Genomic DNA, 17,045 nt, shown 5'->3' on the forward strand with positions numbered 1-17,045 from the left:
CTCACTTTTCTTTTTTCTTGTACATGGCGAGCATGCGCTGGGTGACCAGGAAGCCGCCGAAAATGTTGACGCTCGCCAGAATGAGCGCAATGAAACCGAAGCCGGTTGCCCAGCCCGAAAGCGAAAGGCCGACGGCCAGAAGCGCGCCCACCACGATCACCGATGAAATGGCGTTTGTGACGGCCATCAGCGGCGTGTGCAGTGCAGGCGTGACCGACCACACAACATAGTAGCCGACGAAAATCGACAGGATGAAAATCGCAAAGCGGAACACGAACGGATCGATCGCACCGCCCGATGCGGCATGTGCGGCAGCCGCTGCTGCATCACCCAGACCGCCTGCATTTTCCGCTGCCTGCCTTACGGCATCTGCCGCCTGATTAAGGCCCTCAAGGGCTTTGTCGAGATTTGTATCGGCCATTATGCCTCTCCTCCATCAACTGGAGACTTGGGGGAAGACGTCGTCTTCGGCGCCTTTGCAGGTGCTTTTTTGGCAGGCTTGGCAGCCGCCTTCGGCGCCGCTGCCTTTGCTGCCGGTTTTTCCGCTTTCGGTTTCGGCGCGGCCTTTGGCTTTGCAGCCTTTTCAGCGACAGCCGGAGCCGCTGCTGTCTCAGCCGTGGCGAACGCCGGATGCAAGATCTTGCCCTGATGGGTCAGAAGCGTAGCCTTGACCAGCTCTTCTTCCGGGTCGATTTTCAGGACCTTGGCTTCCTTGTCGACCAGCGTTTCGACGAAGGCGATCAGGTTGCGTGCATAAAGCTGCGATGCGCTCGCGGCGATGCGGCCCGACACATTGAGGTGACCGACGATCCTGACGCCGTTCACGTCAGCGATCTCGCCTGCAACTGCGCCTTCGACATTGCCGCCGCGCTCGACCGCGAGATCGACCAGCACGGAACCCGGACGCATGGAAGCAACCATTTCCTTGGAAACCAGACGCGGCGCCGGACGCCCCGGAATGAGCGCCGTTGTGATGACGATATCCTGCTTGGCGATATGGTCGGCAACAAGTGCGGCCTGCTTCGCCTGATATTCCTTCGACATTTCCTTGGCGTAGCCGCCGGAAGTTTCCGCAGCCTTGAACTCTTCGTCCTCAACGGCGATGAACTTCGCGCCGAGCGAAGCAACCTGCTCCTTGGCGGCGGGGCGAACGTCGGTTGCCGTCACGACAGCACCGAGACGGCGCGCCGTTGCAATGGCCTGAAGACCGGCAACGCCTGCCCCCATAACGAACACTTTGGCGGCAGGCACGGTGCCCGCTGCCGTCATCATCATCGGCATGGCGCGGTCATAGACTTCCGCCGCATCGATCACCGCCTGATAACCGGCGAGGTTTGCTTGGCTCGACAAGACGTCCATCACTTGCGCACGGGTGATGCGCGGCATGAACTCCATCGTGAAAGCGGAAATGCCAGCCTTGGCAAGGGCCGCTACAGCGTCTTCATGGCCGTAGGGATCAAGCATGGCGAAAAGCGCTGCGCCCGATTTATACCCTTTGAGTTCCGCATCCGTCGGACGCCGCACCTTGAGTACCACATCCGCCGTTTTGGCATCCGCCACTGTGCCGATGCGGGCACCGGCTGCCGTAAACTCGGCATCGGGAATGCGCGATTTCTCGCCAGCGCCTTTTTCCACCACAACGTCGAAACCGAGCGCGATGAACTTCTTCACCGTCTCCGCCGACGCAGCAACGCGGGTCTCGCTGGGGTCACTCTCTTTCGGGATAAATAACGTCTGGGCCAAGCTGGTTTCCCTTTCGTGGCGTTCTTCCGGGGTTCCCCCGGTCAGGCGGCATTACGGGCTTCCGGGAAGAAGCCCTTTTAGAGCGCGTTTCGAACTGATTGAATCAGATCGAAACGCGCTCTAACTATTGTTTTGTAACGCGCATCTGGTCCGAAAACCGTTTCACACTTTTCGGGATGCGCTCTAAAAATGAACTACAGACATGCATAAACCCTCGGCACGGTACCCCATGCCAAGGCATTCGATCAAATCGTGCGGGTTAATCCCGGTTCAGCACCAAAGCTGCATCGTGCGCCACCGGTTGGTCTCCATCCGGCGGCGAAAGGATGCGCTAGAGGATGAACCAGGCAGCGACACAAACTAGAATGAAAAGAACGGTCGCGGAGAAGAAACCACCAGCAAAAAAGCCGAACGCCATGGCAATCATAAGGGCGACGAGCGCCACCGTGCCCCATTTAACCAGGCCCGTGAAACCGGCATAAGTTTTCTCATGCTCGGAATAATCCATCGGTGCGCCAAGTTCAGCCGGAGCCGTCGTATGATGTTCTGCCATTTTAGTTCCACCCATTCAGAATTTCCGCCCATACACCGTCATGTTAAGCGAAAATAACTGCAATCTTCAATGTGCGACCGAACAAACCGATGCTTTGACAGCAAGGCTTTTCGTCGCACTACCCTCTCTCCGCAGAAGCGGTTCCGCAATCTTCGTAAAGCGAAACCACCCCTCTGGCTACATTTAATTGTTTAATATCCGGCGATGTTTTTAGATTCTTATACGCCGAGGCCAGTATATTTCGCCGTCGGCAAAATCGTCAGCGGCACGGAACTGCTGCGCATGTCACCAAACATCGCATGGCGTTCATGCGGCTGCGACTTGAAAAACGGAAAGCGCACCGCCACCGCATCGCGAATATTGCGGATAGGTGCGGAACCAAGCCCGACCCTGATTCCATAGCCTTCATGTTCGCGCGCATCGGCCATGACAGAGGTGCCGAATATGCGTTTGTAGAACGCCATATGTTCCGGCTTCACCGAGGCAAGACATTGATCTGCCGCGAAAAATTCGGATGCCATCGCCGCGATGCGCAGCGTGATGTAGGGAATGGCCGGGTATTCGCTCAATAGCTCGGGATCGGCGGCAAAACGGGTCGGATCAACAAAATGCATACCGCTATTGAGCAGCGGATCAAGAATATCCGGGAACAGTGCATAGCTCGTGCCGCGACGATGATCGGGCGTAATATGATGGATGCGCAGCGTGCTGACCAATTGCCCGTCCACATACACACCATAGACGAAGGCATGGCTGTCGCGGTCGATATCATCAACGATAGACGGCACTTCCGCCTCATGCATGACATTGCGGGTTCGGTAGGAACGGTAACGCAGACGACCGATTTCCTCGAGGTCCTCCGCATGGACAATGCGGCGATATTCCACCCGGTCGAGAAACTGCAACAGCTGTCGCGCGAAATTGGACAATGGCGGTTTATCGCCTGTAACAGCTGTATTCGTCATGCAATCGATTTTCCGCACCCCACAAATCAGTGCGCAGAATATGCGCCTTTATCAGCGTGTAAAGATATAACTTTTTGCACTGCCTTTTTATTGCCCCACAAAAAACACTCCTTCGCCATAATTGGATTGTGCTTTTGCGCGCGCCAAACGAGATAAAAATGCAAAATGGCCCATCTGGGGCCATTTCACGAATTTGCCTTGATTTGAAAACGAGCCTTCAAAGCGCGTTGGCGATAGCCTGAAACGCATACATCGTTTCGTCCTTCATATCCTGCCCGTCGACATTGTAATTGGAATATGCCGAGGTCTTGGCAATGACGACACCTTTGGCAGGATTGACATAGATGAACTGCCCATAGATGCCAACGGCACTATAGTCGCCCTGCCAGTCAACCGGCGTCCACCACTGATAGCCATAGCCGAACGGGATTTTGCCGAGTGCATCCTTGCGACCGGGCATCAGATAAGGCGCATCCGGCGTTACCGAATCGTGCACCCATTGCGCCGGCACAAGCTGCTCACCCTTGAAGTTGCGACCCTCATTGAGATAGAGCAGGCCGAAACGTGCATAATCGCGAAGCACGGCATTCATGCCGGCCCCGGCAGCAGCTTCACCCGTGGGATCCACCGCCCAATAGACATCGGCTTCCGCTCCAAGCTTTGACCAGAGTTTGTCCTTCAAATAATCCTGAAAACGAACACCAGTCGCGCCTTCCAAAACCAGCCCGAGCACTTGCGTATCCGCCGACACATAGTGGCTGAGCGTTCCCTGCGGGCGTTCATTTTTCAGATGTGCGGTGAAATTTGTGATCGAGCCAGTCAGAAGCTCGACAGCATACCGAACGATATCGGAATTGAGATCACCATAGTTCTCGTTAAATCCGATGCCAGACGCCATCTGCAGCACGTTCTTGACCGTCACGCCCTTGTATCCGCCCTCGGCCAGCACCGGCGCATAGCGGTCGACTGGCTGGTTGATATCGATCAGACCGTCCCGAACGGCATTGCCGACAAGGAAGGAAACGACAGATTTCGACATGGAAAATGCGATGCTCTGGGTGGCCTCGGTATTGCCGTGATCATATTCCTCGTGGACGATCACGCCGTCTTTCAGAACAATGAAACCGGTCGTGCCGCCGCGCTTCAGCCAGTCGGAAATCTTGCGGGTCTCACCCTTGTAGACAAAAGTCTCCGGCAAGGGCCGCTCTTCTTTCACCAGCTGGCTGACTTCACCCTCATGCGGGATGCGCACCGATGGATAGCGCCTGTAAACGTTGCGGAAGTTTTCAAAAATTTCCGGCCCCTTGAACATCTGGGCATATTGATAGACCGCCCAGCTTTCGTGGATTTTCTTCCAGAAGACCGCAGTACCAACACCGGCAAGAACAACAAGCCCGATCAGTCCATATAAAGCATAGCGAAAAAATCGTTTCATCGCCTCCCCTTTAAATATTCAAATTGAATTTTATAGACATTTTATAAGCAAATAACGAAATACTTATATACATCCTCCTAAGACATTAAGAGCATGATACGTGCATCTCAAAAAATCCCAATTATTATATTTATATTCAAATTCCTGTGATTTAAACGAGAAGTGGCAACGACATTGAGCATCGTAGATGAGACATGCCGAACACTTCGCAGTACTTTGAAAAACCGCGAGAAGCTCGTCCAATACAAACAGTTAAATCTGAAATAATCAGGCGACGGTTCGCCCGCCGTCGCGGCGCGCTGCGGCTTTCGTGGTCATAGCGCTGATCGCTTCCACAGGCACAGGCATACCGAGAAGATAGCCCTGTACGAGATCGGCACCCGCCGCCACACGGATCAGCGCAAGCTGTTCCTCTGTTTCGACACCTTCGACTGTCACGCCCAGCCCAAGCTCGTGCGAAAGCTGTGTAACGCCGCGAAGCAGCATGAGCGAGCGCCGGTCGGTGGTAATGTCGCGCACGAAGGAACGGTCGACCTTCACCTTGGTCAATGGCAAGGTATTGAGATAGCTGAGACTGGAATAGCCGGTGCCGAAATCATCCAGTGCGATATTGATCCCGGCGTTCTTGAGCCGCTGCAACACCATCGAAGTTTTGTTGCGGTCCGAGATGATGGCGCTTTCCGTCACTTCCACCTCAAGGCGGTGAGCCGGAAGGCCCGATTTCTGCAAGGCATTGGCGATGTCGCGGGCGATGTCATTGCTTTTCAGATCGATGGCCGAAAGATTGACCGAAACACCGATGCGGTCGCCCCATGACAGACAGTCGGCACAGGCCTGCGCCAGCATGAAGCGGGTAATGTCGGTGATGATGCCCATTTCTTCCGCAAGCGGAATGAATTCCGCAGGCGGCACAAAGCCAAGCTGCGGATGCTCCCAGCGCGCCAGCGCTTCACACGCAACAACGCGCAGGGACTGCGCGCTGACGATGGGCTGATAGACGACCTTGATCTCGCCATGCTCGATGGCAAGCCGCAAATCGGCTTTGAGTTTCTGGCGCCCGCGATATTTGGTGTCCATCGCATCGATGAAGATCGACCAGGGCTTGTCTTCCATGCTTTTGGCTTCGTAGAGCGCCAGATCGGCGCTGATATGCATGCTGCCGACATCGCATCTTCCGATATCCTCGATCGCGATGCCAGCGCTGATATCGATATGCACCTGATCGCCGTCGAGATCGTAGACGCCGGTCACGACGGTCATGATATGATCCATCACGCCTGCAACGTCGGCCTCGCTGCGCAGATTGAAGACGAACACCACGAATTCGTCGCCGCCGAAGCGTGACGCGACGAAACGCTGCGGATCGAGCGAGTTCAGCCGCTCTGCAAACAGGCGCAGCAATACGTCACCGGTATGATGCCCCAACGTATCGTTGACATGCTTGAAATGATTGATGTCGATGACGATGAGCGCAGCCTGCGTGCCCGCTTGCTGGTGGGAACGCATGGATCGCACCAGGGTTTCGAAATAATTGCGGTTCGGCAGGCCTGTCAGGCCGTCATAACGCGCCATATGCTGAATGCGCGCTTCCGCTTCCACGCGCTGCGTCACATCCTCGAACATCAGGACGGCCCCCTCATTGAGGGTCTGATTGCCGATACATTCGATATAACGCTGGTTCGAAAGCTGGAAAATATCGCGCGTGCGCTTGCCCAGCAGAAGATCCTGCATGCGCACATGCACACTTTTCAGGTCGTTTTGCGGAAACAGTCCCTTCTTCGCGCAATAGCGCAGCAGAACATCGAGCTTGCGGCCATGCAGCTTGGTGTGTTCAGCGATCTGCAACATCGCCTTGGCCTTATTGTTGATGACCGCAATGCGCTGCTGGCTGTCGAACATCAGCAAGCCCTGCGGCATGTTGTTGAGGGCAGCATCGAAACGCCCGGCCACAATGGACAGGCGTCGCTTGCCCATGACTGCAGCGAAGAGAAACTCGCGCAGACCGTTTGCCATCTGGATGTTGGACAGGAAATACGGGATCAGCAGCAGGCCAATGATGACGTGAAACGGCGTTCCCGCCAGAATAAGCCCGGCCAGAACCGGGATCAGCGTGCAGGCCGACATCAGAACAACGGCTTTCGCCGATGCATAATTGCGGCCCACAATGGAAACGACCGAAGCAAGCAGCACGGTCAGGCTGGCAAGTTCGGCAAAGGAATCCCTGAGCACATAGCTTGAGAAGAAACACAACATGCCGAGCGTCAGGCAGACGGCGGACGCACCGATCAGATAGCGTGTTTCCCAGCGGTCGAGATCGGCATGGGACAGCGACTGCTGTTTTGCCTGGTCGAACTTGTGCATATCGAAGATGCGACCAACAGCAATGATGGCAAATACACCGCCAAAAACCAGATAGCGCCAGTCATCGGTTTTCACATAGATGACGACACAGGCTACAACGTGCGCGAGCAAGCCAAACCAGAGCGTGGTACGATTACCATACAGCGCTCTGAGAAAAGATAGCCGCACATCTGCAGGTATCTCAGGTTTACGGCTTTGCCACATATCGATGCATTTATCCCTTATACGGGGAGGCAATATCGCACTAATGACTTAAAAATATCTTTCGGGATATTAAACCACAAGCTGTCACGACAACCACCATAAGATGTATTCAGATATTTTTTAAGGAAAACCACAGACGCACAACCCTCAACGGGCAATCACAACCATTGGCATACATGTTTTAGTCGTCCTAATATTACTGAAATGGCTAAAATGGGAGAACAGGGACAGGTTAGTTTCCGCATTCCCGAGAATTAATCCAGATTAGTCGATGTGGATATTCTACCGCCAGACCCCCGTCCGTTAGAGAAAAAACCTGCCATACAAGTCACGACGCGGGAAATAACCGCTAAAGAAACTTCCAACCTTGTCAGAGCTGATGACCGCCATCCACGGTGATGACGGAACCCGTCATATAGCGGCTGGCATCGGAAGCCAGCATCAGCACAACCCCGTCCAGATCCTCAGGCTCGCCGAGGCGCCGCATCGGGTTCCGCCCTTTGAAGTAGCCCCCGGCAGGGCCTTGCAGCTGATCTTCATTGATTCGCGTTGGAAACCATCCGGGGGAAATCGCGTTGACGCGAATATCGTGCGCGGCCCATTCCAGCGCCAGCGCCCGCGTCATCTGCGTCACGCAGGCCTTGGACATGGAATAGGCGGCAGCCCCCTTCTGCGGACGCTCACCCAGAATGCTGGTCGTATTGACGATGGAGCCGCCCTCGCCGCGCTCGATCATGCGACGTGCGGCTTCCTGCGCCACAAAAAAGGCGCCTGCGACATTGACCTCGAATATATGCTCCAGCATATCGCGCGTCGTGTCGAGCGCGCGTGCCATATGCGCGACACCGGCATTGTTGAAGAGCGTCGTTATCGGTCCGAAGCGTTCTTCCGCTTCATCAAAAGCACGCACGATTTCATCCGGATGGGTTACATCCGCCATGATTTCGAGCACTTCGCCGCCCGATGGGCAAATGCTTTCGCCTGCATGGGTGCGCGAGATCGAAATCACGCGCGCACCGTGCCCCGCCAGCACATGAACCATGCGCAGGCCCAACCCCGAAGACCCTCCCGTCACGGCAATAACCTTGCCCCTGACGGAAAAAAGCTGATCGTCAGTCATTCATCCCCTCAACTGCCAATCCCTCTTTATACCTTCCTAGAATATAGAGATCGGCATTTGAACCATCTTCGACCGTAAAAATCGGTTCAAATCAACACAATACACAGAAGGCACGACGAAAGACCTATGGCGCAGCCGAAAGACGACACCTGTTCGTGATTGCGCGACCCATTGCGGAGAAGTAAGGAACAGAGCAGATAAGAGCATAATCCGACTGGTGGATACGAACATTATGCCCAAGACTTCTCGCCCTCTCGTTGCCGTACCGACAGATGTGAAGCCATTTGAAAACTACACCTGGCACGCAGCACCCCAGCAATATCTGGCAGCCGCCATCGACGTCGCAGGTGTAACGCCGCTTCTGGTGCCAAGTTTTGGCGACAAGATGGATTTCGATGCCATTCTGGATGCGGTGGACGGCGTTCTCGTCACAGGTTCCAAATCCAACGTCAATCCGGCGCTTTATGGCGTCGAACCGAGCGCCGCGTTCGAGCCCTATGACAATGCCCGCGATGCGACATCGCTGCCACTCATCCGCGCAGCCATCGAAAAAGGTGTTCCGGTGCTGGCCATCTGCCGCGGCATACAGGAGCTGAACGTCGCACTGGGCGGCACGCTCGCCACCGAAATTCAGGAAATGGAAGGCCGGATGGACCACCGCGCCCCGGAATCCGAAAGCCAGGCCGAGCGCTTCGCCATCCAGCACCCGATCAAGCTCAACCCGAACTCATGCCTTGCGGAAATCCTCAAAGAAGAAAGCGTGCGCGTGAACTCCGTTCACCGTCAGGCCATCGACAAGCTTGCACCGCAGCTTGAAGTCGAGGCTGTGGCCGAAGACGGTACGGTTGAAGCCGTCTCCGTGAAGAATGCGAAGGGATTTGTCGTCGGCGTGCAGTGGCACCCGGAATATTGGGCGCATTCCGATGCTCCGTCGCGCAAGATATTCGAGGCGTTCGGAGAGGCTGTGCGTCAACATCAGGCAGTAGGACAGTAGGGGTAAAAGTTCGTTGCGGTCATCCGCAATCAAAACATATTCCCCTACTCGCCTGACAGACTGCTTTAGCCTTGCACATGCACCGTTTCCGGCACCGGCGTGATCGCCTTGCCGGTGTCGAACCATGCAATGAGATTGTCGATCACCAGATCCGCCATGGCCTGACGGGTCTTTTGCGATGCGGATGCGATATGCGGCAGCAAAACCGTGTTGGGCGCATCAAGCAGGCCTTGTGGCACTGACGGTTCGTTCGCGAAAACATCCAGACCTGCAGCAGCGATGGTGCCATCGTTCAGCGCTGCGGCCAGCGCATCTTCATCAACCAGCGAACCGCGCCCGACATTGATCAGCACACCGTCCGGACCGAGCGCCTTCAGCACTTCGGCATTGACTGCCTTTGCGGTTTCCGCGCCGCCCGGTGCGACCAGAATAAGTGTGTCCACCGCCTTGGCCAGCTCGAGCAGGGTCGGATAATAATCGTAGGCGACGCCTTCAGCCTTGCGACGATTGTGATAGGAAACCGGCAGTCCGAAAGCTTCGACACGATGGGCGACCGCCTTGCCGATGCGGCCAAGGCCGAAAATGCCGACCTTGCGCCCACGCAAGGATAGCTTCGACAGCGGATAGCGGCCTTCCTTCACCCAATTGCCTGCACGCAGGAATTCCTGCGACTTCGACAATTCCCGCACCGTATCAATCAGAAGGCCAAGCGCCGTATCGGCTACTTCGTCGGTCAGCACGTCCGGCGTGTTGGTGACCATGACATTTTTCACGCCGGCATGTTTTGCATCGACCGCATCGTAACCGACGCCAAAATTGCCGATGATTTTCAGATTGGGCAATGCATCGATCAGCGCCGCATCGACGGTGGACATGCTGGCAATACCATATATGTCGCCTGCCCAGTCGGCATCGACCAGCGCCGCGTCACCGCGTGGTATGCGGCGCACCGAAAACTCACCGGACAGACGCTCGACGGCATAATCATTGAAGTTTCCGAGCACCAGAACGGTTGCGTCGCGCTTGGTCATGACAATATTCCTCTGGATTCCTCTGGACAGCATGTCGCAGTTCGTGAGGGACCGGCGACCGGTTAACCCAAAGGCTGCAACCGGGGCCGGAGCGGGGGAAATCAGCCGTGTTTCGGCTTGGATGTCGATTGCCGGATATGCAGTTCCGGCTTGATAAGTTCCTGCATCGAAGAAACCTCGACGCCGTTGAGCTGGTCCAGCAGTGCGCGAGCGGCACGGCGTCCCACTTCACGCTGTCCGTTCCAGACGGTCGTCAGCGCTGGCGTTGCGATCGCCGCTTCCTCGAGATCGTCATAGCCGGTCACGGAAATGTCCTCGCCCGGCACCAGCCCGGCGCGAGCAATGCCGTTCATCAGGCCGATGGCGGTCAGATCGTTCCAGCAGACCGCAGCCGTCGGCTTGTCTTTCAGCGCCAGAAATTGCGGCGCGACTTCAAAGCCGCCCTGCTTCGTGCGCGGCCCGGCAATGCGCCAGTCGGGGCGAACCTCCAGCCCGGCCTTTTCCATGGCCTGCACATAGCCGCGATAACGGTCACGACCCGTCGAGGTCTGATCCGTACCGCCGATCATCGCGATGCGCGTATGACCGAGCGAAATAAGGTGATTGGTGGCAAGGCCGATACCATAGGCATCGTCACCCCGGAAAACCGGCGCATGAACACCCTCGACGCTACGCGCGATCAGCACGACCGGCAGGCCGTTATCTTCCGCAAGCTGGATGTCTTCCGGCGGCGTGCCGATAGCGGGCGACATAATGACCCCATCCGCGCCGAGCTGCAAAAGCGTATCCATAAAGGTGCGCTGCTTTTCGAGCTGATCGTAATGGTTGGACAGGATGAAGGTCTGCCGCGACCGGTCCAGTTCCGTTTCGATGGATTTGAGAATTTCCGCGAAGAACGGATTCATGATGTCATGCACCACGACGCCGACAATGCCGGAGCGTGAGGTGCGCAGGCTCGCAGCGCGACGGTTATAGATATAACCGATGGCGCGGGCATGTTCCTTGATCTTCTCGCGAGTCTGGTCGGCAACGAGGGGACTGTCGCGCAAAGCGAGCGAAACTGTGGCTGTCGAAACACCAAGCGCATCCGCGATGGTCGATAGCTTTATTTTCTGGGCCAAGTCGCCTCCCCAAAATGGTCCGTGCCGCAGTCGGAGACGCGGCCGCAACCTGACAAGGTGAGACGCGACCGTTCGTCTTGCGAACGGTTATGCCATTGCAAACCTTGAATTGGAAGCATTTTCGATAGCACGCATCTTGAAAAGTGTTTCACGGTTTCCCGCCAAGATGCGCGTCAAAACAAATAGTTAGAGCTTGATAAGCGACAGGCCTATTCCACGTCGTCCTCTTCAAGCACTTCCGTTTCAGGCTCATCGGGAATGCGCGTGACACCGCGAAGCGCAAGATTGCTCTCCATCCGGCTCAGCATCTTGAGGAAGGTCTTGCGATCTTTCTTGTCGAGCCCCTTCAGCATGTCCTTCTCGGTCTTGCGAATGGATTTCTCGATTGCCTTGATGGTCTCCAGACCCGTCTGCGTAAGATAGACATGCGACTGGCGCTGATCGGTTTCCGAGGCGCGCTTCGCCACGAACCCCTGCCCCTGCAGACGCGCAATGGTTTTGGTGATGGTCGGCGGACGCACACCCAGCCGCTGTGCAAGAACGCCGGGTGTCAGCCCGTCTTCCGCAGCCAGTTGCAACATGACTGCATCCTGCCCCGCATAAAGCCCCTGTTCCAGAAGCCGCGTGGCCAGCACCGTCCGCGACAGTCTTGCCACGGATTGCAGCCGGTAAAGTACAACCGCCTTATTGTCCTTGCTCATCGCCACCTCGCCCTTGTTGGCACTTTGATGCGCATCCCGAAAAGCATCCAACGGTTTTCGGACAAGATACGCTGTTCAAAATAAACCAGTTACTGTCGCCTGATCGATAGTCCCATCCATCCATATATCGTAAAATATTGTCCGACTTATGAAACAACAAGGCCCGGTTGCTGTCATGGCTAACGGACGTTAGGGTCAGGACCCAATAAAACAAATAAAGCGAGGAAAACATGACCGACCTGCGCGATCAAAACAGCGACATGATTGTCGTTCTGCCCCTTGGCGCTCACGAACAGCATGGGCCTCATTTGCCGTTTGAAACGGATACGATCATCGCCGAAGGCATTGTCGCGCGTGTCAGCGATGCGCTGCCTGCCGAACTGAACGTCAATTTTCTGCCCGCACAGCCGGTCGGCTATTCCATCGAACACATGGATACCGAAGGAACCCAGAGCCTCGCCTTTGCCGAGGCCGTGAACCAGTGGATCGGCATTGGTGAAAACCTTCACGCTGGCGGCATTCGCAAACTGGTCATGCTGAACGCGCATGGCGGAAATTCGCCATTGATGACAATTGTCGCAACGGAACTGCGCACGCGGCTCGACATGCTGGCGGTTGCCACGAGCTGGACCCGTTTCGGTCTGCCGGAAGGCCTGATTACGCCGGAGGAAAAAGCGCTCGATATTCATGGCGGCTTCATCGAGACATCGGTGATGCTGGCGCTGCGCCCCGATCTGGTGGACATGTCGAAGGCACGCAATTTCTCCAACGCCCAGTCACGTTACGCCGAGGAATTCAAGTTCCTGCGCGCCTATGGCCCTCATGCCTTCGGCTGGAAGATGCACGATCTCAACCCGGAAGGGGTTGCTGGCAACGCTGCTGCCGCAACGGCAGAAGCCGGGGAAAGGCTGATCACCAACGCGGTGACGGGCTTTATCGAACTGCTGCGCGATGTCGACAGGTTCGATCTCGCCCGGTTCGAATTGCAACGTCTCGCCAATCAGGCAGGTTAGACACTGCAAGGCCCGTGTTCCAACTGGCGTGAATGTGATTAGGCGAATGTAATATTATAGCATTGCATATGGCATTCACGCTGCCCTTCCCTTATATGAATTGTCCTATCCGAGGTTTCGGTGCTGTGCCGCTCGCGCTGGTCGCGCACTGGCCATCCCAGACCACGATTTCAAAAGGCCACAACTTCAAGAGGCATAACCATGAGCCAGGCTGAAGCCCAAACCGAAGCTCCGTCTGAAACCAAGACGACCACTGAAGCTGGCCGCATTCCCGTGACCGTTCTGACCGGTTATCTGGGTTCGGGAAAGACCACTCTTCTCAACCGTATCCTGACCGAAAATCACGGCAAGCGTTACGCCGTGATCGTCAATGAATTCGGCGAGATCGGCATCGACAACGACCTGATCGTCGAGTCGGACGAAGAAATCTACGAAATGAACAATGGCTGCATCTGCTGCACCGTGCGTGGCGACCTGATCCGCGTGGTGGAAGGCCTGATGCGCCGTCCGGGTCGTTTCGACGCCATCGTTGTGGAAACGACCGGCCTTGCCGATCCGGTTCCGGTTGCGCAGACCTTCTTCATGGATGATGACGTGCGCGCCAAGACCGGCCTCGACGCCGTTGTCGCCCTTGTCGATGCCAAGCATCTGCCGCTGCGCCTGAAGGACAGCCGCGAAGCGGAAGACCAGATCGCCTTTGCCGATGTCGTGCTCATCAACAAGACTGATCTCGTGACGCCGCAGGAGCTGGCGGCCATCGAGGCGACCGTTCGCGCCATCAATCCGCATGCCATCATCCACCGCACCGAGCGCGCTTCCATCCCGCTGGACCGCGTGCTGGATCGCGGCGCCTTCGACCTGAAGCGCGTTCTGGACAACGATCCGCACTTTCTCGACCATGATCATCCCGATCACGTATGCGGACCGGATTGCGACCATGATCATGACCATCATGGTCACGACCATGGACATCATCATCATGCGCATGATCACGATCATCATGACCACCATCACGACCATGACCATGTGTGCGGTCCCGACTGCGATCATGACCATCACCACGATCACGCCTCACCGATCCATGATGTGACGGTGAAGTCGGTGTCGCTCAGGGCTGGTGAAATCGACCCGGCGAAATTCTTCCCGTGGATTCAGAATATCACCCAGACGCAAGGACCGAACATTCTGCGCCTCAAGGGCATCATCGCTTTCAAGGACGATCCGGACCGCTATGTGGTGCAGGGCGTGCACATGATCATCGAAGGTGACCACCAGCGTGCCTGGAAGGAAGACGAAAAGCGTGAAAGCCGCCTCGTCTTCATCGGACGTGAACTCGACCCCGCCGCCCTGAAGGCCGGCTTCGAAAACAGTCAGGCCCGATAAAGCGCTTCCGGTTCTGTTCGAACCGGGAAACCGCTTAACCGCCTATTTCTATGCATTTCCGGCAAAACCGCTTCTGCTGGAAATGCTCTCATCAATAAACAATACCGGAAGCCGATGCCTACAGTAGCTCCGCTCGACCTTGAAGGTCATTGTCTTTATGCGCGCTTTATCAGCGGCATTCCCTTCTTCGCAATGGCCGATGGCTCGATCCATCAGCTCAATAACGGCAGCAAGACCTCTGCAGTCCATGACGGCCTGTTGAGCGCGACCGTTTCCGTTGACGGAAAGTCGCTCATCACTGGCGGCGAAGACGGTCGCGTGTGCCGTACCGACGCCGATGGGACGGTAACTGAACTTGCGAAGATCCCGCGCAAATGGATGACCGCCGTGGCAGCAGGCCCCGGCGGAACTGTCGGTTTTGCATCGGGTCGCACCGCCTGGGTGCGCACGTCTGACGGCAAGGTGCAGGAATTTGCGCAGGAACGCAGCGTCGAAGGCATTGCCTTTGCGCCAAAGGGCCAGCGGCTGGCGATTGCCCGCTATAATGGTGCAACCCTGATCTGGACCGGAACAGCGGCGAAACCTGTCGAACTGGAATGGAAAGGCGCACATATCGGCGCAATCTTTTCACCCGATGGTCGCTTCCTCATCACCTCGATGCAAGAAAATGCCCTGCATGGCTGGCGTCTCGAAGATACGAAGCACATGCGCATGACCGGCTATCCGGCCAAGGTGAAAGACTGGTCGTGGAGCGCCAAGGCCAAGTGGCTGGCCACCTCCGGCGCCCCGGCAGCAATCGTCTGGCCTTTTGCGGGCAAGGACGGCCCGATGGGCAAGGCTCCTCTGGAACTCGGTCTTCGTGGCGATAGCATGGTGACATCCGTTGCCTGCCATCCGGTCGAGGACATTGCAGCCATCGGCTATAATGACGGCATGATCCTGGTTGCTCGTTTCGCCGACAGCAAGGAAGTTCTGCTGCGCCGCCCCGGCAAGGGCGCAATCACCAGCATGGGCTGGGATGAACAGGGCCAACGCCTCGTCTTCGGCTCCGAGGCCGGGGATTGCGGTGTGGTTTCGATAGCGGATTAGAGCGCATCCCGAAAAGTGTGAAACGGTTTTCGGAAAAGATGCGCGTAAAAACAAATGATTAGAGCGCCGATCTGATCCAATCAGATCGGCGCTCTAAACCCTGAACAGAAGCCGCAGGTCGCGGGGGAAACAGTCCAATGGACTGATTCCCCGTTTCATCTACACAAGCAGACTGCTTGCAGATCCTCAGACCTGACCGTTTCGTTTGGCGCGAGCCACACCGAAAAGACCCGAAATCACCAGCGCAACACCGACGCCCATCACCCCATAACCCAATGCATTCGACGTTATGTCGGTCTGATTGGCAGAGGCAATGGCTGCGGCAGCTTCCGACGCGCCAGAGCCGCCAGCCCTGGCATCCATCATCGCGACCATGCCGGGCTCGTTGCATTTCGGCAGCAACGACGATTTGGCATCGGCATTATCACCATAAATATTCTGGATGATTTGTTCGCAGCGCTGTTGATCCGCGCTGGAAACAGACGAACCACTGGCTTGGTAATAAAACCCGCCTGCCACAAGAGCCGCACCAATTACGGCCATCAGGACAGAAGAACCTTTTGCACTTCTTAGAATCATACGATTTCCTTATTTAAATCTAGAGTTGCTAATAGACCATACCAACACCGGACCAACAATCGTAATCGATCTTCAGCGGTTTTATCCTGTTCATACAGGAGGAAGAGAATTTCAGTATGCTTTCACGTCGTTCTATTGTCCTCGGCGGAGTATCGGCAGTCTTTTCGACAAATCTGCTCGTTGAAAAGACTTTCGCAACCGCCCCTGCGGCTGAGGTCGAACCGTGGGCGCAAAAGCTGATTGCGGCAGCGGAAAGCCAGGTGGGAACGACGGTTCACTATGACCCCGCCTATACGCAGCTGAAATATCCCGGCGGGGACGTTCCTCTCGATCGAGGCGTCTGCACCGATGTCATCATCCGCGCCTATCGGCAGGGGTTGAATGCGGACCTGCAGGCCTTGGTCCACAACGATATGCGGAAAGCTTTCACGCAATATCCGAGAAACTGGGGCCTGAAGCGCCCCGACCCGAATATCGACCACCGTCGCGTGCCGAACCTTGCCGTATTTTTCAACAGGAGCAAAGCGGCCTTACCGGTTACAAAAGTTGCTGAGGATTATCGTCCCGGCGATCTCGTCGCGCAGATGCTTCCGGGAAACCTGCCGCATATAGCCATCGTTACACAGCGCTATAATGCCGAGGGCACACGTCTGTTGGTTGTTCACAATATTGGTGCGGGAACCCGGATTGAAGACTGTCTGTTTGAGTTTCCCATTACCGGTCACTTTCGCTACCGCGCAGATGCATGATCGC

The 17,045-nt window shown here is 56.2% G+C and carries 16 protein-coding genes; 5 read left to right on the top strand and 11 right to left on the bottom strand.

Annotated features, from left to right (window positions below; all coding sequences use genetic code 11):
* Position 1: 1 nt before the first annotated feature.
* The 7 genes from KWJ32_RS14835 to KWJ32_RS14865 form a co-directional block, all read right to left on the bottom strand.
* A complete protein-coding gene (locus KWJ32_RS14835) occupies positions 2–421 on the bottom strand; it encodes a proton-translocating transhydrogenase family protein (RefSeq protein WP_012091462.1) in 420 nt (139 codons plus the stop codon).
* A complete protein-coding gene (locus KWJ32_RS14840) occupies positions 421–1,743 on the bottom strand; it encodes a Re/Si-specific NAD(P)(+) transhydrogenase subunit alpha (RefSeq protein WP_012091461.1) in 1,323 nt (440 codons plus the stop codon). Before KWJ32_RS14840 ends, KWJ32_RS14835 begins: the two co-directional genes overlap by 1 nt.
* 331 nt (positions 1,744–2,074) lie before the next feature.
* Positions 2,075–2,296, bottom strand: a complete 222-nt coding sequence (locus KWJ32_RS14845; protein ID WP_010659450.1) for an aa3-type cytochrome c oxidase subunit IV — start codon at positions 2,294–2,296, stop codon at positions 2,075–2,077.
* Positions 2,297–2,514: 218 nt separating this feature from the next.
* A complete protein-coding gene (locus KWJ32_RS14850; RefSeq protein ID WP_010659449.1) occupies positions 2,515–3,261 on the bottom strand; it encodes an acetyltransferase in 747 nt (248 codons plus the stop codon).
* A gap of 217 nt (positions 3,262–3,478) precedes the next feature.
* The gene (locus KWJ32_RS14855) at positions 3,479–4,696 is read right to left on the bottom strand and encodes a serine hydrolase (RefSeq protein ID WP_012091460.1); all 1,218 of its coding nucleotides are present in this window, start codon (positions 4,694–4,696) and stop codon (positions 3,479–3,481) included.
* Between the two features lie 267 nt (positions 4,697–4,963).
* Positions 4,964–7,261 (bottom strand): EAL domain-containing protein, encoded by a 2,298-nt coding sequence (locus KWJ32_RS14860; RefSeq protein WP_010659447.1) that lies wholly within the window; start codon positions 7,259–7,261, stop codon positions 4,964–4,966.
* A 370-nt stretch (positions 7,262–7,631) separates the two neighbouring features.
* Positions 7,632–8,381 carry an SDR family oxidoreductase gene (locus KWJ32_RS14865; protein WP_012091458.1) on the bottom strand — a complete coding sequence of 250 codons (750 nt, stop codon included), beginning with the start codon at positions 8,379–8,381 and terminating at the stop codon, positions 7,632–7,634.
* 217 nt (positions 8,382–8,598) lie between these two features.
* Between KWJ32_RS14865 and KWJ32_RS14870 the strand changes: the two genes are divergently transcribed.
* Positions 8,599–9,375, top strand: a complete 777-nt coding sequence (locus KWJ32_RS14870) for a gamma-glutamyl-gamma-aminobutyrate hydrolase family protein (protein ID WP_040129122.1) — start codon at positions 8,599–8,601, stop codon at positions 9,373–9,375.
* Between the two features lie 65 nt (positions 9,376–9,440).
* Here the strand turns inward: KWJ32_RS14870 and KWJ32_RS14875 are convergent, their stop codons facing one another.
* From KWJ32_RS14875 to KWJ32_RS14885, 3 genes are all read right to left on the bottom strand, one after another.
* Positions 9,441–10,406 (bottom strand): 2-hydroxyacid dehydrogenase, encoded by a 966-nt coding sequence (locus KWJ32_RS14875; protein ID WP_012091456.1) that lies wholly within the window; start codon positions 10,404–10,406, stop codon positions 9,441–9,443.
* A gap of 101 nt (positions 10,407–10,507) precedes the next feature.
* The gene (locus tag KWJ32_RS14880; protein ID WP_006471199.1) at positions 10,508–11,527 is read right to left on the bottom strand and encodes a LacI family DNA-binding transcriptional regulator; all 1,020 of its coding nucleotides are present in this window, start codon (positions 11,525–11,527) and stop codon (positions 10,508–10,510) included.
* 209 nt (positions 11,528–11,736) lie between these two features.
* A complete protein-coding gene (locus tag KWJ32_RS14885) occupies positions 11,737–12,228 on the bottom strand; it encodes a MarR family transcriptional regulator (protein ID WP_012091455.1) in 492 nt (163 codons plus the stop codon).
* Between the two features lie 230 nt (positions 12,229–12,458).
* Between KWJ32_RS14885 and KWJ32_RS14890 the strand changes: the two genes are divergently transcribed.
* From KWJ32_RS14890 to KWJ32_RS14900, 3 genes are all read left to right on the top strand, one after another.
* Positions 12,459–13,241: a creatininase family protein gene (locus tag KWJ32_RS14890; RefSeq protein WP_012091454.1), complete on the top strand. Its 783-nt coding sequence runs from the start codon at positions 12,459–12,461 to the stop codon at positions 13,239–13,241.
* 201 nt (positions 13,242–13,442) lie between these two features.
* Positions 13,443–14,624 (top strand): GTP-binding protein, encoded by a 1,182-nt coding sequence (locus tag KWJ32_RS14895; RefSeq protein ID WP_010659441.1) that lies wholly within the window; start codon positions 13,443–13,445, stop codon positions 14,622–14,624.
* Between the two features lie 114 nt (positions 14,625–14,738).
* Complete coding sequence (locus KWJ32_RS14900; RefSeq protein WP_012091453.1) at positions 14,739–15,713, top strand: WD40 repeat domain-containing protein; 975 nt, start codon at positions 14,739–14,741, stop codon at positions 15,711–15,713.
* Between the two features lie 186 nt (positions 15,714–15,899).
* Here KWJ32_RS14900 and KWJ32_RS14905 read toward each other — a convergent pair whose 3' ends face one another.
* Positions 15,900–16,292: a hypothetical protein gene (locus KWJ32_RS14905; protein ID WP_125299987.1), complete on the bottom strand. Its 393-nt coding sequence runs from the start codon at positions 16,290–16,292 to the stop codon at positions 15,900–15,902.
* Between the two features lie 116 nt (positions 16,293–16,408).
* Between KWJ32_RS14905 and KWJ32_RS14910 the strand changes: the two genes are divergently transcribed.
* Positions 16,409–17,041, top strand: a complete 633-nt coding sequence (locus KWJ32_RS14910) for a DUF1287 domain-containing protein (protein WP_151610237.1) — start codon at positions 16,409–16,411, stop codon at positions 17,039–17,041.
* Positions 17,042–17,045: the final 4 nt, after the last annotated feature.

Origin of the sequence: Ochrobactrum sp. BTU2, assembly GCF_024539785.1 — a bacterium.
Taxonomy (GTDB): domain Bacteria; phylum Pseudomonadota; class Alphaproteobacteria; order Rhizobiales; family Rhizobiaceae; genus Brucella; species Brucella anthropi.

Excerpts from the sequence above, each read along its gene's own strand:
- KWJ32_RS14835 (WP_012091462.1), bottom strand. The coding sequence starts at position 421 with ATGGCCGATACAAATCTCGACAAAGCCCTTGAGGGCCTTAATCAGGCG.
- KWJ32_RS14850 (WP_010659449.1), bottom strand. The coding sequence starts at position 3,261 with ATGACGAATACAGCTGTTACAGGCGATAAACCGCCATTGTCCAATTTC.
- KWJ32_RS14895 (WP_010659441.1), top strand. The coding sequence starts at position 13,443 with ATGAGCCAGGCTGAAGCCCAAACCGAAGCTCCGTCTGAAACCAAGACG.
- KWJ32_RS14865 (WP_012091458.1), bottom strand. The coding sequence starts at position 8,381 with ATGACTGACGATCAGCTTTTTTCCGTCAGGGGCAAGGTTATTGCCGTG.
- KWJ32_RS14885 (WP_012091455.1), bottom strand. The coding sequence starts at position 12,228 with ATGAGCAAGGACAATAAGGCGGTTGTACTTTACCGGCTGCAATCCGTG.
- KWJ32_RS14855 (WP_012091460.1), bottom strand. The coding sequence starts at position 4,696 with ATGAAACGATTTTTTCGCTATGCTTTATATGGACTGATCGGGCTTGTT.
- KWJ32_RS14875 (WP_012091456.1), bottom strand. The coding sequence starts at position 10,406 with ATGACCAAGCGCGACGCAACCGTTCTGGTGCTCGGAAACTTCAATGAT.
- KWJ32_RS14890 (WP_012091454.1), top strand. The coding sequence starts at position 12,459 with ATGACCGACCTGCGCGATCAAAACAGCGACATGATTGTCGTTCTGCCC.
- KWJ32_RS14845 (WP_010659450.1), bottom strand. The coding sequence starts at position 2,296 with ATGGCAGAACATCATACGACGGCTCCGGCTGAACTTGGCGCACCGATG.
- KWJ32_RS14910 (WP_151610237.1), top strand. The coding sequence starts at position 16,409 with ATGCTTTCACGTCGTTCTATTGTCCTCGGCGGAGTATCGGCAGTCTTT.
- KWJ32_RS14905 (WP_125299987.1), bottom strand. The coding sequence starts at position 16,292 with ATGATTCTAAGAAGTGCAAAAGGTTCTTCTGTCCTGATGGCCGTAATT.
- KWJ32_RS14860 (WP_010659447.1), bottom strand. The coding sequence starts at position 7,261 with ATGTGGCAAAGCCGTAAACCTGAGATACCTGCAGATGTGCGGCTATCT.
- KWJ32_RS14900 (WP_012091453.1), top strand. The coding sequence starts at position 14,739 with ATGCCTACAGTAGCTCCGCTCGACCTTGAAGGTCATTGTCTTTATGCG.